The organism is Micromonospora yongxingensis (assembly GCF_052601155.1).
The window spans coordinates 104775-121206 of record NZ_JBQXEO010000013.1; the positions used below are offsets into that span (position 1 = coordinate 104775).

Annotated in this window: 15 protein-coding genes; 10 read left to right on the top strand and 5 right to left on the bottom strand. The window is 74.2% G+C overall.

Going from position 1 to position 16432, the window contains the following annotated elements:
* Positions 1–12: 12 nt before the first annotated feature.
* Positions 13–1419: a KamA family radical SAM protein gene (locus tag ACTWLT_RS17625; protein ID WP_445319323.1), complete on the bottom strand. Its 1407-nt coding sequence runs from the start codon at positions 1417–1419 to the stop codon at positions 13–15.
* Between the two features lie 142 nt (positions 1420–1561).
* On the opposite strand from ACTWLT_RS17625, the gene kdd reads away from it, so the two are divergent.
* The 9 genes from kdd to ACTWLT_RS17670 all read left to right on the top strand — a co-directional run bounded on the left by kdd (position 1562) and on the right by ACTWLT_RS17670 (position 11837).
* On the top strand, positions 1562–2623 hold the full coding sequence (gene kdd / locus ACTWLT_RS17630) for an L-erythro-3,5-diaminohexanoate dehydrogenase (protein ID WP_510182486.1): 1062 nt from the start codon (positions 1562–1564) through the stop codon (positions 2621–2623).
* Positions 2624–2627: 4 nt separating this feature from the next.
* Positions 2628–4193, top strand: a complete 1566-nt coding sequence (locus ACTWLT_RS17635) for an amidohydrolase (RefSeq protein WP_445319324.1) — start codon at positions 2628–2630, stop codon at positions 4191–4193.
* Between the two features lie 67 nt (positions 4194–4260).
* On the top strand, positions 4261–5820 hold the full coding sequence (kamD, locus tag ACTWLT_RS17640; protein WP_445319325.1) for a lysine 5,6-aminomutase subunit alpha: 1560 nt from the start codon (positions 4261–4263) through the stop codon (positions 5818–5820).
* A complete protein-coding gene (kamE, locus tag ACTWLT_RS17645; RefSeq protein ID WP_445319326.1) occupies positions 5817–6575 on the top strand; it encodes a lysine 5,6-aminomutase subunit beta in 759 nt (252 codons plus the stop codon). The genes kamD and kamE overlap by 4 nt, the downstream gene beginning before the upstream one ends.
* Complete coding sequence (kal, locus tag ACTWLT_RS17650) at positions 6572–6964, top strand: 3-aminobutyryl-CoA ammonia lyase (RefSeq protein WP_445319327.1); 393 nt, start codon at positions 6572–6574, stop codon at positions 6962–6964. Before kamE ends, kal begins: the two co-directional genes overlap by 4 nt.
* Positions 6961–8298: a glutamate mutase L gene (locus ACTWLT_RS17655; protein ID WP_445319328.1), complete on the top strand. Its 1338-nt coding sequence runs from the start codon at positions 6961–6963 to the stop codon at positions 8296–8298. The genes kal and ACTWLT_RS17655 overlap by 4 nt, the downstream gene beginning before the upstream one ends.
* A gap of 482 nt (positions 8299–8780) precedes the next feature.
* Positions 8781–10403 carry an apolipoprotein N-acyltransferase gene (gene lnt / locus ACTWLT_RS17660; RefSeq protein WP_445319329.1) on the top strand — a complete coding sequence of 541 codons (1623 nt, stop codon included), beginning with the start codon at positions 8781–8783 and terminating at the stop codon, positions 10401–10403.
* Positions 10404–10437: 34 nt separating this feature from the next.
* On the top strand, positions 10438–11247 hold the full coding sequence (locus ACTWLT_RS17665) for a polyprenol monophosphomannose synthase (protein WP_252414112.1): 810 nt from the start codon (positions 10438–10440) through the stop codon (positions 11245–11247).
* A gap of 65 nt (positions 11248–11312) precedes the next feature.
* Complete coding sequence (locus tag ACTWLT_RS17670) at positions 11313–11837, top strand: FxsA family protein (protein ID WP_252414111.1); 525 nt, start codon at positions 11313–11315, stop codon at positions 11835–11837.
* A gap of 63 nt (positions 11838–11900) precedes the next feature.
* On the opposite strand, the gene ACTWLT_RS17675 is transcribed toward ACTWLT_RS17670, so the two are convergent.
* The 4 genes from ACTWLT_RS17675 to ACTWLT_RS17690 form a co-directional block, all read right to left on the bottom strand.
* Entirely contained in the window at positions 11901–12242 is a 342-nt protein-coding gene (locus ACTWLT_RS17675) for an RNA polymerase-binding protein RbpA (protein ID WP_007460094.1), read from the bottom strand.
* Between the two features lie 249 nt (positions 12243–12491).
* Positions 12492–13082: a pyridoxamine 5'-phosphate oxidase family protein gene (locus ACTWLT_RS17680; protein ID WP_445319330.1), complete on the bottom strand. Its 591-nt coding sequence runs from the start codon at positions 13080–13082 to the stop codon at positions 12492–12494.
* Between the two features lie 48 nt (positions 13083–13130).
* A complete protein-coding gene (locus tag ACTWLT_RS17685) occupies positions 13131–14306 on the bottom strand; it encodes a coiled-coil domain-containing protein (RefSeq protein ID WP_445319331.1) in 1176 nt (391 codons plus the stop codon).
* Between the two features lie 46 nt (positions 14307–14352).
* Positions 14353–15702: an MFS transporter gene (locus tag ACTWLT_RS17690; RefSeq protein ID WP_445319332.1), complete on the bottom strand. Its 1350-nt coding sequence runs from the start codon at positions 15700–15702 to the stop codon at positions 14353–14355.
* 70 nt (positions 15703–15772) lie between these two features.
* Here ACTWLT_RS17690 and ACTWLT_RS17695 point away from each other — a divergent pair, with 70 nt between their 5' ends.
* On the top strand, positions 15773–16420 hold the full coding sequence (locus ACTWLT_RS17695) for a TetR/AcrR family transcriptional regulator (RefSeq protein WP_445319333.1): 648 nt from the start codon (positions 15773–15775) through the stop codon (positions 16418–16420).
* The last annotated feature ends 12 nt before the right edge of the window (positions 16421–16432 follow it).

The window sequence follows — 16432 nt, forward strand, 5'->3', positions numbered from 1 at the left end:
GTGGCTGGTGGGTCAGTCGTTGTGGTGGGTGGTCCACCACTGCTGGCCGGTGGCGGGCAGGGTGTCGATCGGGTCGTAGTAGGCGTAGCGCTTGTTGAGCGCCTCCAGGTCGGCGGACTCGATGGAGGTGCGGTAGTTCTTCGTCCAGTAGGAGATGCCGTGCTCGCGGTCGTAGTCGGTGAGCATGTGCACCCAGCGCTTGCCGACGAAGGGGACGTCGCAGACGATCCGTGGGGTGGCGTAGCCGGGCAGGTAGCCCATGATGTCGTGCTGGAGTTGCTGGGCGTGCCAGACGGGGACCCGCCAGTGTTCGGCGTTGGGGATCATGTCGCACATGTAGAAGTAGTACGGCAGGATCCCGGCCTCACCCTGGAGCGCGAAGCAGAGGTCGAGCAGCTCGGGGGTGGTGGCGTTGACGCCGCGCATGAGCACGCCCTGGTTGCGGACGTCGCGGACGCCGACGTCGAGGGCGGTCTGGGCGGCGCGGGCGACCAGTGGGGTCAGTGACTGGGCGTGGTTGACGTGGGTGTGGATGGCGAGGTTGACGCCGCGTCGGGCGGCGGTGCGGGCGACGCGTTCCAGGCCCTCGACCACGTCGGGCTGCAACCAGTGCTGGGGGAGGCCCATGAGGGCCTTGGTGGCGAGCCGGATGTCGCGCACCGTCTCCAGTTCCAGGAGCCGCATGAGGTACGACTCGAGGTTGCGCCAGGGCACGTTGGCGACGTCGCCGCCGGAGACGACCACGTCGCGGACGCCGGGGTGGGCCTTGAGGTAGGTGATGTGGGCGTCGTATCGCTCGACGGGCTTGAGGGTGAGCTTGAGTTTGTCGACGGCGGGGGTGGAGTTGCCGACGAGGTCCATGCGGGTGCAGTGCCCGCAGTACTGCGGGCAGGTGGAGAGCAGCTCGGCGAGGACCTTGGTGGGGTAGCGGTGGGTGAGGCCTTCGGCGACCCACATGTCGTGCTCGTGCAGGCTGTCGCGGCTGGCGTAGGGGTGTGACGGCCAGTCGGTGCGTCGGTCGGAGGCGACCGGGATCATGTAGCGCCGGATGGGGTCGGCGAGCAGCGCCTCGGTGGTGAGGGGCGCGAACGGCACCATCGTGTTGATCATCTGGGGTGGCACCAGCATCGACATGGTGGCCAGGGCCTTCTGGTCGGCCTCGAGGTCGGCGTAGAAGGTCTCGTCGATGAGGTCGCCGAGGACGCTGCGGAGCTGCTTGATGTTCTTGACGCAGTTGACGCGCTGCCACTGGGCGGATTCCCACTGGTCGCGGGTGACGTGTCGCCAGCCGGGGAAGCGGGTCCAGTCGGGCTCGACCAGGGGGCGGCGGTGGTATTCGTACGGCTGCCCGGCGGTCGGTACGGCGACCGGGGCGTGACGGGGTTGAGGGATGGTCTCAACCGGTTGGGTCTGGGTCACGGCCCCTCCTCGGTGCTGCGGCTGATCATCGAAACCCGAAGGCTACTGGAAAATATCCGGCGAAGAAATTAGTCTGCCGTAAGTTTTCCCGTTGCGCGAGCCCTTGACCGGGGCTTCGGACGGCTGGACAGGGGAGGTGGGCGTGACGTCACCGGTGGGACTGCACCGCGTCGTGGAACCGGCGGGGGTGCTGCCGCAGGCGGCCTGGCGGCTGGACACGTCCGCCGCGATCGCCCCGAACGAGGTGCGGATCCGGGTGCAGCGGCTGAACCTGGACGCGGCGAGCTTCCGGCAACTGTCGGAGAAGCACGGCGGTGACGGCGACGCGGTCCGCGCCGAGGTGCTGGAGATCATCTCCACCCGGGGGAAGATGCAGAACCCGGTGACCGGCTCCGGCGGGATGCTGATCGGCACCGTCGAGGAGGCCGGCCGGCGCTCCCCACTGGGCCTCAGGCCCGGCGACCGCGTGGCCACCCTGGTGTCGCTGACGCTGACCCCCCTTACGGTGACCGACGGGCTGGCCCGCTGGGACGGGCGCAGCGAACAGGTGCCCTGCGACGGGTGGGCGATCCTGTTCGCCCGCTCCATCGCCGCGGTGCTGCCCGACGACGAGGACCCACAACTGTCCCTGGCGGTGCTGGACGTGTGCGGCGCGCCCGCGCTGACCGCACGGGTGGTGTCGCGCTACGTGGAGGATCGACGGCGGGCCGGTGACCCGACGCCGGTGCGCGTGGCGGTCATCGGAGGGGCCGGCAAGAGCGGCTCGCTGTCCCTGGCCGCGGCGCGGCGGGCGGGCGCCGCGCGTACCGTCGGGGTGGTGCCGGTGCAGGCCGAGCGCGACGCGCTGACGGCCGCCGGCCTGGCCTCGGTGGTGGCGTTGGCCGACGCGCGGGACCCGGTGGCGCTGTCCACGGCGGTGACCACGGCTCTGGGCAGCCCGGCGGACGTCACGGTGGTCTGCGTGGACGTGCCGGGCTGTGAGCACGGCGCGGTGCTGGCGACCGCCGACGGCGGCACGGTGATCTTCTTCTCGATGGCGACGAGCTTCTCCGCGGCGGCGCTGGGCGCCGAAGGGCTGGCCGCGGACGTGACGATGCTGGTGGGCAACGGGTACGTGCCGGGGCACGCGGAGCTGGCGTTGGGGCTGTTGCGCGCCGAGCCGGGGGTGCGTCGGCTGTTCGCGACGCGGATCGCGGCAGACTGAGGTCATGACGAACCCCTCGACCTTGTACCGCGGCGGCGTCCTGCACTGTCCCGCCGATCCGAGCGCGACCGCGCTGCTGGTCTCCGGTGGGCGGATCGCGTGGCTGGGACCCGACGGTGACGCGCCGCCCGCCGACCGGGTGGTGGACCTGGGTGGGGCGTTGGTGACGCCGGCGTTCGTCGACGCGCACGTGCACGCCACCGACACCGGGTTGACGTTGTCCGGGCTGGAGTTGTCCGGGGTGCGTTCGGCGGCGCAGCTGCTCGACGCGGTGGCCGCGTTCGCGGCGGGTCTGCCGGCCGACGCGGTGGTGCTGGGGCACGGCTGGGACGAGTCGGGCTGGCCGGATCCGACGCTGCCGGACGCGGCGGCCCTGGACCGCGCGGCCGGTGGCCGGCGGGTGTACCTGTCGCAGGCGTCGATCCATTCGGCGCTGGTGTCGACGGCGTTGCTGACCGCGTGCCCGCAGGCGGCGGCCGAGGCCGGCTACGACGCGTCGGGGTGGTTGCGTCGGGACGCCCACCACGTGGTGCGGGCGGCGGCGCAGGGCTCGGTGAGCCGGGCGCAGCGCGTCGCCGCGCAGAAGGTGGCGCTGGCGCACGCGGCGTCGCTGGGTATCGCGGCGGTGCACGAGTGCGGCGGCCCGGAGATCTCCGACGAGGAGGACTTCACCGGTCTGCTGGGCATCTCCGGTGCCGGGTTGCCGGAGGTGTACGGGTACTGGGGTGAGCTGGGTGGCGCGGCGCGGGCCCGGGAGCTGGGCGCGGTGGGCGCCGGCGGTGACCTGTTCGCCGACGGGGCGCTTGGCTCGCGCACGGCGCACGTGTCGCAGCCGTACGGCGACGGCGACGGCTGCGGGCACGGGTACCTGTCGGCCGAGCAGGTCCGCGACCACCTGCTGGACTGTGCGGCGCACGGCATGCAGGGCGGGTTCCACGCCATCGGTGACGCGGCGATCGGCACGGTGCTGGAGGGGTTCGCGGCGGCGGCGTCGACGCTGGGCGTGGAGCGGTTGCGCGCCGCGCGGCACCGCATCGAGCACGCGGAGATCATGGACAAGCCGATGATCGCCCGGTTCGTGGAGTACGGGGTCGTGGCGAGCATGCAGCCGGCGTTCGACCGGCTGTGGGGTGGCGCGGGCCGGATGTACGAGTCGCGGTTGGGTCTGGACCGGGCCTTGGAGTCCAACCCGATGGGCGCGATGCACGGAGTGGGTGTGGCGCTGGCGTTCGGGTCGGATTCGCCGGTGACGCCGCTGGATCCGTGGGGGTCGGTGCGGGCCGCGGCGGCGCACCACAACCCGGCGCAGCGGATGAGTGTGCGGGCGGCGTTCGCCGCGCACACCCGCGGCGGGTGGCGGGCGGTGCACCTGGACGTCGAGGGGGTCCTCGCGTTGGGCGCGCCGGCGACGTTCGCGGTGTGGTCGACGCCGGCGGGGGTGGAGCGGGGCCTGCCGGTGCTGCAGGCCGAGGACCCGGAGCTGCGGGGCCCGCAGGACCCGACGCCGCTGCCGGTGTGCCGGAGCCTGGTGCTGCGCGGTGAGGTCATCTATCAGGAAGGGTCGTCGTGAGCGAGCAGAGCGAGCGGACCGGCAGGCACGGCAGCGCGCCGATGGTCGATGTGGCGGGGGCGGCGGCGTGACCGGCAAACTCGATCTTGATCCGGTGCTGGTGGCGCGGGCACGGGAGTTGGCGCGCCGGGCCGGGCAGCCGGTGGTGGACCTGGCGCGCAGCCACACGACGGTGTCGGTGGAGCGGGCGGTGCTGCGCCTGGCCGGGGTGACCGGCGCCGACCCCGACGGCATCCCGTGGGTGAACCGGCTCGTCGACGCGGTCGTCGCGGACGTGGGGCTGGGGCACGGGGTGGCGGTGCCGGTGTTCGACGCGCTGACCCGCGAGGGCATCACGGACGTGACGCTGCTGGCGCAGAAGGCCGCCGCCGGGTCGGTGCGTTTCGCCGTGCCCACCGGTCGGGCCGCCACAGCCGCCCGGTCGGCGGCGCGCAGGGCCGTCGCGGCGGGTATCCGGCGCATCGACCGGCGGCGCGCCGAACGCGACCGGCTGATCAAGCGGCACGGGGACCCGAAGCAGCGGCCGTGGATCTACCTGATCGTGGCGACCGGGGACATCTACGAGGACATCCCGCAGGCGCAGGCGGCGGCGCGGGCGGGCGCGGACGTGATCGCCGTGATCCGGTCCACCGGGCAGTCGCTGCTGGACTACGTGCCCGAGGGCGCCACCCGGGAGGGGTTCGCCGGCACGTACGCCACGCAGGAGAACTTCCGGCTGATGCGCGCGGCGCTGGACGAGTCGTCGAAGGAGTTGGGCCGCTACGTGCGGTTGACCAACTACGCCTCCGGTCTGTGCATGCCGGAGATGGCGACCCTCGCCGGCCTGGAACGCCTCGACATGATGCTGAACGACTCGATGTACGGGATCCTGTTCCGCGACATCAACCCGATCCGCACGTTCGTCGACCAGCGGTTCTCCCGGCAGGTGCACGCCCGTGCCGGGATCATCATCAACACCGGTGAGGACAACTACCTCACCACCGCCGACGCGGTCGACGAGGCGCACACGGTGACGGTGTCGCAGCTGCTCAACGAGTTCTTCGCCCACGAGGCCGGGCTGGCGGACTGGCAGTTGGGGCTGGGGCACGCGTTCGAGATCAACCCGGAGGTGCCGGAGTCGTTCCGGTTGGAGCTGGCGCACGCGCTGCTGGCCCGGGAGTTGTTCCCCGACGCGCCGCTGAAGTGGATGCCGCCGACCAAGCACATGACCGGCGACGTGTTCCGCGGCAACCTGCTCGACGGGTTCTTCAACCTGGCGGGCACGCTGACCGGGCAGGGCATCCTGCTGGTGGGCATGATGACCGAGGCGGTGGTGACGCCGTGGTTGTCCGACCGGGACATCGCCCTGCAGAACGTGCGCTACGTGTTGGGCGCGGCCGGCGGGCTGCACGAGGACTTCGTGCCGGCGCCGGGCGGGTTCATCCGGCGGCGCGCCAACCAGGTCCTTGGTGAGGCGCTGGACCTGCTGGAGCGCATCGGCGAGCAGACGCTGCTGACCGCCATCGCCGAGGGCACCTTCGGGATCATGAAGCGGCCGGCGGACCGTGGCAAGGGCCTGGCCGGGGTCGCCGCCCACGAGGCCGACTACTGCAACCCGGCCACCGAGATCCTGGAGGCCGCGGCGTGAGCGGGACGCAGAAGGCGATCGTGCGGCCGTACGGGGACACCACCGGCGACGGGATGGTGCAGGTGTCGTTCACCCTGCCCGTGTCGCACGACAAGCGGGCCGAGGGCGCCGCGGTGCAGTTGGCCAACCGGATGGGCATCGACCCGGCGATGGTGGTGCACGCCAAACCGATGGGCGACGGGTTCACGTTCTTCGTCGTCTACGGGCGGGTCAACCACCTGGTCGACCTCAACGCGGTGCAGGTGGTGGAGCGGGACTTCGCGCTGCTGTCGGCCAAGGACGTCAACACGGTGATCAAGCAGCGGTTGCGGCGCAAGCTGTCCGTGGTCGGTGCGTGCATCGGCACCGACGCGCACACCGTGGGCATCGACGCGATCCTCAACGTCAAGGGCATCGCCGGGGAGAAGGGCCTGGAGTACTACCGGGAGCTGAAGGTCACCAACCTGGGCGCGCAGGTCAGCGTCCCGGAGTTGGTGGAGGCCGCCCGGGCGGAGAAGGCCGACGCGGTGCTCGTGTCGCAGGTCGTCACCCAACGCGACGCGCACCTGCACAACACCCGGGAGATGTCCGCGGCGTTCCGGGAGGCGATGCCCGCCGGGCGGCGCCCGCTGCTGATCGTCGGCGGTCCCCGCTTCGACGAGACGATGACCGACGAGTTGGGCGTGGACCGGATCTTCGGCCGCGGCACCACCCCCGGCGAGGTGGCCAGCTATCTGGTGCACGCCCTGATCACGCAGCGGAAGGCGACGGCATGACCGACTCCAGGCTCGGGTTGACGGTGACGCACCGGCGGTACGTGCCGTACTCCCACGCCCACTACGCCGGCAACCTCGTCGACGGGGCGTACGCGTTGGCGTTGTTCGGTGACGTGGCCACCGAGGTGTGCATCCGCACCGACGGCGACGAGGGCCTGTTCGCCGGCTACTCCGACGTGCGGTTCACCGCGCCCATCCGGGCCGGTGACGTGGTGGAGGTGACCGCGCGGGTGTCCCGCGTGGGCAGCCGCAGCCGCACCCTGGAGTTGAGCTGCGCGGTGGTGTGCCGGGGCCGCCCGGACCGCTCCGAGTCCGCCGCCGAGGTGCTCGACCCGCCGATCGTGGCAGTCACCGCGACGGGCACCGTGGTCGTTCCCGCCGCGTCGTGACCCTGGCGGTCTGCGCGGACGTCGGCTCCACGTACACCAAGGCGGCCGTGGTGGACCTGGCCGCCGGTGTGCTGGTGGGCGCGGCGTCGGCGCCCACCACGGTCGGCACCGACGTGCTGCGCGGCCTGGACGCCGCGGTCACGGCCGCCACCGCCGGCCTCGGCGTCCGCGACGTGCCGTGGTACGTGTGCTCATCGGCCGGCGGTGGGCTGCGGCTGGCCGTGATCGGCTACGAGCCGCTGGTCACCGCGCAGGCCGGCCGGCGGGTCGGGTTGTCCGCCGGCGCGCACGTGGTGCACGTGGCCGCCGGTCGGCTCGGCGCGGCGGACCTGGCGGCGCTGCGGGCGGCCCGACCGGACGTGGTGCTGCTCGTCGGCGGCACCGACGGCGGTGACGCCGAGACCATCGCCCACAACGCGACGCGGCTGGCCCGGGCCCGCTGGCGGGTGCCGGTGGTCCTCGCCGGCAACGGCGAGACACGCGCGGAGCTGACCGCGCTGCTGGAGGCCGCCGGGGTGCCGGTGACGGCCGCGGACAACGTGCTGCCCCGCATCGGGGTGCTCGCGCCCGCGTCGGCGCGCGCGGCGATCCGGGCGGTGTTCCTGCGCCACGTCATCGGCGGCAAACGGCTGTCGCGGGGCACCCGGTTCGCGCGGCTGGTCCGCGCGGCCACCCCCGACGCGGTGCTCACCGGCGTGGAGGTGCTCGCCGACACCATCGGCGGGGACCTCGCCGTGGTCGACGTGGGTGGGGCCACCACCGACGTGTACTCGGTGCTCACCCCCGACGAGCGGGCCACCGGCCCGGGCCGGGAGGTCGCCGGCAGCCTGTGGCGGGCCCGCACCGTGGAGGGGGACCTGGGCATGCGGTGGAGCGCCCCCGGGGTCGTCCGCGCCGCCGCCGAGGAACGACTGCTCACCCCCGACGAGCAGGACGACCTGGCCGACGCCGCGACACGACGTGCCGCCGACCCGGCGTTCCTGGCCGCCGACGACGCCGAGCGGGCCGTGGACGCCCGCATCGCCACCCTCGCGGCGACGGTGGCGCTGCGCCGGCACGCCCGTGGCGCCGCCACCGGGGAACGCGCCGGGCGGGACCTGCGCGACGTGCGGCTGATGGTCGGTTCCGGAGGGGTGCTGCGGCACGCCCCGGCGGGCACGGCGGGACAGGTGCTGGCGGCGGTCCTCGGCGACCACGCCGGGGGATGGGCGCTGCCGCGCGACGCCCGCGCCGCCGTGGACGTCGACTACGTGCTGGCCGCCGGTGGGCTGCTCGCCGAGGAGCACCGGGCGGCCGCGAGCGCTCTGCTGCGCCACCACCTGACCACGCATTGAGACACGCCGACCCGACACGCCGTGTCGCAACACACGACAGGCCGGGGGCGGGTTGACAGGAGGCGGGGTGCAACACGTACCGTCTTTGAGTCCTACCACGGGAAGCGGCTGTTGTTCGCTTCGTCCCTTCGTCCGCTGGCCGAGCGACATGTTTCAGCATCATCGTCGCGGCGGCCAGGTCCAGCGGGCGGGGGTCGGCGGGGCGGCGCGAACCGGTCGCGGTTACCGGTGTACGGGCAGGGTGAGGTGCACGGCCAGTAGACAACGGCCCGGCGGGGGCAGCCAGTCCGCGTCCGGTCGGTCCGAAGGTCGGCGTGCCTCGTCCTCGCCGCACCGGCCGGGGAGGGCCTGGGAGCATCGGGGCGCGGCGCGAGCCGCGCCCCGATTTCATGTCCGCCGGGTGGTTCGTCCCCGGTGGCCCGATGCGGTCGCCACCCCCGCAGGCCAGGTAGCCTTCGCCCCGTGATCGAGGGGAAGCTGCGGTGACGACACTGACCCACGCCCCGGCGGTGCCGCCTGAGCCGACGGTTGCCGACCGGCCACTGCCGCTGAGGGTGGCCGTGCCGATGGCGGTGGCCGCCGGCCTGGCCCTGCTGGTGGCGTTCCCGCCGTACGGGCTGTGGCCGCTCGCGCCGGTCGGGGTGGCGCTGCTCGCCGCCGCCGCGCACCGACGGCGCCTGCGCGCCGGCGCGGGACTGGGCTTCCTCACCGGGCTGGCGCTGTTCGGGCCGCTGCTGGCCTGGACCAACCTGCACACCGGCTACCTGCCGTGGGTGCTGCTGTCGCTGCTGCAGGCCGGCTACCTGGCGCTGCTCGGCGTGGCCACGGCCTGGGTGTCGCCGCTGGCCGACCGCAGCCGGTGGGCGTGGCCGGTGCTGACCGGGCTGCTCTGGGTGGGCCAGGAGGCGCTGCGCGACCGCACCCCGTTCGGGGGGTTCCCGTGGGGACGGCTGGCGTTCAGCCAGGACTCCTCCCCGCTGCTGCGCCTGGCCTCGCTGGGCGGCGCCCCGCTGGTCACCTTCGCGGTCGCCCTCGTCGGCGGGCTGCTCGTCACCGCCGCGTGGCGTGGCTGGACCGCCGCCCGGGAAACACCCGCGCAGGCGCCACCGGCGCGACGGTGGCTGCCCGTGGCCGTACCGGCCGCCGCCGCGGTGGCGCTCAGCGCGGGAGGCCTGCTGGTGCCCGTCGCCGCCGCCGGCGACGGCGCCGAGGTCACCGTGGCGATCGTGCAGGGCAACGTGCCGCGCCTCGGGCTGGACTTCAACGCCCAGCGGCAGGCGGTGCTCAACAACCACGTCGACGCCACCCTGGAGCTGGCCGCCCGGGTCGCCACCGGCGCGCAGCGCCAACCCGACCTGGTGGTGTGGCCGGAGAACTCCAGCGACATCGACCCGCTGCGCAACCCCACCGCCGGCGCCCGCATCTCCCAGGCCGCCGACGCCGTCCGCGCGCCGATCCTGGTCGGCGCGGTGCTGCTCGGCCCCGGCGCCGGTCAGGTCCGCAACGCGGGCGTCCTGTGGCAGCCCGGCACCGGCCCGGACCTGACCCAGCTGTACGCCAAGCGGCACCCCGTGCCGTTCGCCGAGTACGTGCCGCTGCGCAACGTGGCCCGCATGGTCAGCGACAAGGTCGACCTGATCCGGTCGGACTTCGTGGCCGGCAGCACCCCGGGCGTGGTACGCACCGGCCGGATGGTCCTCGGCGACGTCATCTGCTTCGAGGTCGCCTACGACGAGGTGGTCCGCGACACCGTCACCGGCGACGCCCAACTGCTCGTCGTGCAGACCAACAACGCGACGTTCAACGTGGCCGAGGCCCGCCAGCAGATGGCCATGGTGCGGCTGCGGGCGGTCGAGCACGGTCGGCCGGCGTTGATGGCCTCCACGGTCGGGGTGTCCGGGTTCGTCGCCCCCGACGGCCGGGTAAGCGACGCCACCGGGTTCAACACCCGGGAGGTCGTGGTGCGGCAGCTGCGGCTCGACGGCGCAACCACCCTCGCCACCCGGCTCGGCTGGTGGCCGGAGGTGGCGCTCGCCGGGCTGGCGGCGGCCGCGCTGGTCGGCGCGGCGACGCTGCGCCGGCGGCAGAGGGTCATGCCCGGATAGCAGCAGCCGGTACGCCGGCGGAAGCGGAGGAACCGTGATCCAGGCGACCGATACGATCCGGCGTCCGGGCGGCGTGCCCGGGGTGGGTCGGGTGCTGGTGGTGATCCCCACCTACAACGAGGCCGACAACGTCGCCGCGATCGTGGCCCGGGTCCGCCGGGCGGCCCCCGCGGTGGAGATCCTGATCGCCGACGACAACAGCCCCGACGGCACCGGCGCGATCGCCGACGACCTGGCCGGCGCCGACGCGCACGTGCAGGTGCTGCACCGGGAGGGCAAGCAGGGCCTCGGTGCGGCGTACCTGGCGGGGTTCGGTTGGGCCCGCGAGCGCGGCTACCACGCGGTGGTGGAGATGGACGCCGACGGCTCGCACGCCCCGGAGGACCTGCCGGCGCTGCTGGAGGCCGCCCGCGACGCCGACGTGGTCATCGGGTCGCGGTGGACCCGGGGCGCGCAGCTGGTGAACTGGCCGCTGCGGCGGCTGCTGCTGTCACGCTGCGGCAACCTGTACGCGCGCCTGGCCCTGGGCATGCCGGTCTCGGACGCCACCGGCGGCTACCGCGTCTACAAGGTCAGCGCCCTGGACGCCATCGACCTGGAGTCGGTGTGCTCCCAGGGCTACTCGTTCCAGGTGGAGCTGTCCCGGCTGGCGCACCGGGCCGGGGTGCGGATCGTGGAGGTGCCGATCACCTTCGCCGAACGGGAACGTGGGGACAGCAAGATGAGCCCCCGGATCGTGGCCGAGGCCCTGTGGCGGATCACCACCTGGGGAGTGCAGGACCGGCGGCAGGCGCTGCGCCGGAGCCTGAACGGCACCCCCACCGGTCAGGTGCGGTGGCCGTGAGCGTAGCCGTGTCATGCTGGAAGGGCGGTACTTGTCCGGGTGCCGCGGATTGGCGATGAGGTGAGATGCGCCGAGGACTGAGGTTCGTGCCGTTGGCCCTGTTGCTGGCGGTGGTGCTGGAGCTGGCCGTGTTCGTGCTGGTGGGGCGCGCGCTGGGGTTCGGCACGGCGGTGCTGCTGGTGTTCGCCGCCTCACTGCTCGGGCTGGTCCTGCTGCGCCGCGAGGGCATGCGCGCCTGGCGTGGTTTCCGCTCCGCCGCTCAGGCGGGGCAACCCCCGGGCCGGCAGGTGACCGACGGGCTGGTCGGGTTGGGCGGGGCGCTGCTGCTGGCGGTGCCCGGTCTGGTCAGCGGCCTGGTGGGCCTGCTGCTGCTGGTGCCGCCGCTGCGCCGGTTGGCGCGCGCCGGCGTGCAGCGCACCACCGAGCGGCGGGTGTCGTCGATGGTCGCCGGTGACCTGTTCGGCCCCCGCACCGTGCGGGTGCGCCAGGGTGCGCCGCAACCGCCACCGCGTCCGGCTCCGGAGCAACCGGTGGTGGTCGACGGCGGCCGGGCCATCGAGGGCGAGATCGTCGAGCCTGGCCGCAACTGACGCAGGACACCACGGCGCCCCCGGGGAAAACCCCGGGGGCGCCGTGTCGTGCGTGGTTGCGGCTCAGGCGCGGCCGCGGCGGGTACGAACCTCCTGGAGCCGCTCAGCGAGGATGTCCTCGAGCTCGGCGATGGAGCGCCGCTCCAGCAGCATGTCCCAGTGGGTACGCGGCGGCTTGGCCTTCTTCTGCTCCGGCTCGTTGCCGTCGACGAGTCGAGCGACGCTGCCGTCGAACTTGCACTCCCAGGTCGTCGGGACCTCGGCGTCGACGGCGAACGGCACCTCGAACTGGTGGCCCTTGGCGCAGAGGTACTCGCGGGTCTGACGCGGCGCGAGCTCGGTGTTGCGGTCGGATTCATAGCTGACCGCGCCCAGGCGGCTTCCGCGCAGCATACGCTCGCCCATGATCGACTTCCCCTCGTTCGTGGTGCTGGTCTTCTGGGTGTAACGGTGCGTTCCCGCCCAGCCATTCCCGCCCGAGGGCGTGAGGCGTCCACGGGTGGGCCGGGACCAAGGGTAGCCGGCCAGGACGGTCACTCCACCAGGTGATCCCCGGGCGGGTCGTGACGGTGCAGCGTTTCCGCTGCCACCGGGGATGTTAACCGCCCGAATGCGGCGCAGGTTGCGGTGACGATCACCCCACGCCGCTTGGGCTCACACCACCGGGGTCGGCGGCAGCGGCAGCGGCAGCCCGGGCAGGCCGTCGATGCTGCGCGCCACGTGCTCCTTCTTGGTGAAGTACTCGCTCAGCGACGCGTCGTCCTCCCGGGCGAAGCGCTTGCCGTGCAGATCGCGGTCCGCGTCGTAGGTCATCAACGGCACGGCGTAGCCGCAGGTGTCCCGGATCAGCTCGGCGTGCACCACGATGATCGCGCGCAGCCCGTGCTGGCTGGTGTCGACGTCCGGGAAGTGACCGATCAGCCCGGCCCACCGCGGGTCGTCGCGGAAGACCACCGCACCGCGCCCGTGCACCCGGACGATGTTCGGCGGGCCCTCGAAGGCGCACCACATGAGCGTGATCCGGCCGTTCTCCCGCAGGTGGGCCACCGTCTCGGCGTTGGAGCCGGCGAAGTCCAGGTAGGCCACCGTCTGCTCGTCGAGGACCGCCCACGACCCGCGAAGGCCCTTGGGGGAGAGGTTGATGGTGCCGTCACCGGCCAGCGGCGCGGTGGCGGTGAAGAACATCGGCTGGGCTTCGATGAAGGTCCGCAGCCGGCCTTCGATGCGCTCGTATGTCTTTCCCACCCGCCCATCATCGTCCGGTCGTGGTCCGCGCCGGCACCCGCCGTCGGCTCATCCCACGGCGCTGTCCGCGCCCGCAGCCGGCGGCTGCGGGGCGGGGCCCAGCCGGGCCAGTGCCAGGGCCAGGTCGCTGACCTGGTCGCCGAGCTGCGCCACCCGCCGCTGGGCCAGGTCGCGGTCGGCCTCGGCGGCCTCCAGCCGTACCGTCAGGGCGGTGAGCCGGCCCTCGGCGGTGGCCGCGGCCTGCCGGGCGGCGCCCACCTCGGCGGCGAGCGCGTCGCGTTGGGCGACCGTGGCGGCCAGCTCGGCGCGCAGCTGCGCCGCCAGCTCGGCGGCCTCCTGCCGCGCGTCGTCGGCCTCCCGGGCGGCGACCTGCGCGCGGTCGCGAGCCCGGTCGGCCTGCTCCCGCGCCCGGATCGCGTCGGCGGCCTCGGTGCGGGTCCGCGCGGCGTCGGCGCGGGCCTGCTCGATCTGGCGCCGTACGTCCTGCACCTCGCCCTGCCACCGTTGTGCCCGGTCGGTCGCCTCGGCGGCGGCCCGGGTGGCCCGCTCGGCGTCGGCGCGCAGCGCGTCGCGCTCGACGGTCAGGTCGGCGATCCGCTGCCGGTCGGTGTCCCGTTGCGCGCCCAGGTCCCGCAGCTCGTGTCGCGCCTGGTCGCGGTCCCGCTCGGCCTGAGCCCGCAGCGCCTCGGCCGCGCTGGCGTCGTGGCGTGCCTGGTCGCGGGCGGCCTCGGCGTGCTGGGCCCGTTCGTCGGCCGCGGCGGCCTGCTGCACGGCCGCCTCGGCGCTCCGCCGGGCGTCCTCGGCGTCGGCCCGCGCCGCACGGGCCTGCTCGCGGGCCCGCGCCGCGTCGGCCGCGGCGTCCTCGGCGTCACCGCGGGCCTCGTCGCGTTCGGTCTGCGCCGCCGCCACCTCGGTGGCCGCCTCGGCGCGGGCCTGGGCCAGCTGCCGCTGCACACCCACCGGGGACAGCTCGGCGTGCAGGGACTCGGTGAGCGTCTCGACGATCTGGTCGAGCCGGTCCACCACCTCCCAGGTGCGCGCCACCTGCCCGGGCAGGCCCGGGGCGTTGCGGTGGCGCATCCGGCTGTTGCGGGAGGCGCGCTGGCAGGCGCCGTCGTTGTCCCGGCAGTAGCGAAACGGTCGACCCGCGCCGACGCGCTGCGGCACCGGCTGTCCACAGTGGGCGCACGGGCGGGTCTCGGCGGGGGTGGGCTGGGCGTCCATCGAGGGCGAAGTCTAGTGCCGGGCGGCCGGCGGCGTCGCCGTGCCGTCAGCTGGCCGCCCGCGCGGCCGCGTCCAGGGTGTAGCGGCGTTGCAGCAGCAGCGCGACGAGCATCGCCACGGCGGGCAGCAGCCCGAACCCGTAGCGGACCGCCGCGAGCGCCGCATCCGGCTGGACCGGCGTCTGACCGGCGGTCGAGGCCACGAACCCGCCGACGGTCAGGCACAGGGCGTACGCGTACGGGCCGAGGGCCGCACCGGTGGCCTCGGTGGCCGTCCACACGCCGGTGTAGGTGCCAGCGCCGGCCGCGCCGGCAGCGCGGATCACGTCGGGCAGCATCGAGAACGGCAGCAGCTGCATGCCGGCGAACGCCACCCCGAGCACCGCCACCGCGCCGACCAGCACCGGCAGGCCGGCCGGTCGGCCCACCGCCAGCACCAGCGAGCCGACCGCGAACGCGCCCTGCGCGCCGAGCAGAGCCCGCTGCTTGCCGACCCGGCGGGCCAGCACCAGCCAGGCCGGGGTGACCAGCAGGGCCGGCGCGACGAACGCGGCCACCAGGACCGTGGTCAGGCCGGCGTCACGCAGCTCGTACTCGGCGTAGTAGGGCACCCCGGCCAGCACCAGGTGGGTGGTGGTGGACATGGCCAGGTAGGCGGCGACCAGCCAGCGGAACTGCCGGTCGCGCAGAGCGGTGCGCAACGCCCGCCATCCGCCGTGCCCGCCGGGACCGGTCGCCGCCGCCGAGCCCCGCAGCCGGGCGATGCCCACGACCCCGACCAGCATGGCGAGGGCCATCCCCACGGCCAGCACCACGCCCATCCGCTGGTAGCCGGCGCGGGTTGCGGCGTCGCCGCCGGTCAGCAGCGGGGCCAGCAGCCCGGAGACGAGGATGCCCAGGGTCAGCACGACCATCCGGAACGCCATCAGCCGGGTGCGTTCGTGGTAGCCGATGCGCAGGTCGGCCGGGGTGGCCAGGTAGGGCACCTGGTAGGCGGCGAAGAGCAGGTTGCCGGCGACGAAGAACACCGCCACCCACGCGGCGGCCAGCGCGCCGGTCAGCCCGCCGGGCACCGCGAACAGCGCGGCGAACGCGAGCGGCAGGGCGCAGCCGAGCAGCAGCAGTCGTCGCCGGTCGCCGCGGCGGGTCTGCTCGAGGTCCGCGCGGTGCCCGACCCACGGGTGCAGCAGCACGTCGGCGACCTTCGGCAGCAGCAGCGCCAGACCGGCCAGCCACGGCCCGACGGCCAGCACGTCGGTGAGGAAGTACAGCAGCAGCAGGCCGGGCACGGTCACCCAGACGCCCATGCCGAGCGAGCCGGCGGCGAAGCCGGCCAGCGGGCCGCGAGGAAGTGTTTCGTCGGTGGCGGCGGCGGGCCGCCGGTCGAGCCCGGTCATCGCCGTGTCCTCTCCGGGCATCAGCCCGCCAATCCAACGGTTGCTGGATTCTAGGGGCAGAATGGCGGCCATGACCATGCCCCGACGCCGCCCGGGTCGGCCCCGGCGGGACGAGACCCGCCAGACCCGCGAGGTGGTGCTCACCGCGGCCACCGCGCTGTTCGCCGAGCGCGGCTTCGACGCCGTCGGGCTGCGGGAGGTCGCCGCCGCCGCCGGCGTGGACGTCGCCACGGTCGCCCACCACACCGGTACGAAGGCCGCGCTCTACGACGCCTGCTTCGCGCGGGTCTTCGCCGCCGAGCGGGAGGTCCTGACGCAGGCGGCCGAGCAGGCGCACTCGGCCCTGGACGCGGGGCCCGACGCGGCGCGGCGCGCCCTGCACGACCTGGTCGACGTCTTCGTGGACTTCCTGGAGGACCGGCCGGAGACCACGGCGCTGTGGCTGCGGCGCTGGCTGGAGCCGCAGCGGCACGCCGAGCTCGACCAGCGCTACGCCGAGCCGCTGTACCGGCTGGTGACGGAGTTGCTCACCGCAGCGGCGGCGGCCGGCGCGCTGGTCGAGCCGACCCCGCACATCACCGTCCGGAGCCTGGTCTGGGCCGCGCACGGGCACGTGGTGGCCCTGGCGGCGGGTGCGCCGGGCGCCCGGGAGCGGCGCGAGTTCCGCACGTTCGTGCACCGCTTCCTGGACGGCCTGTACGGACCGCCGGCCCCTTGACGGGCCGCCCGC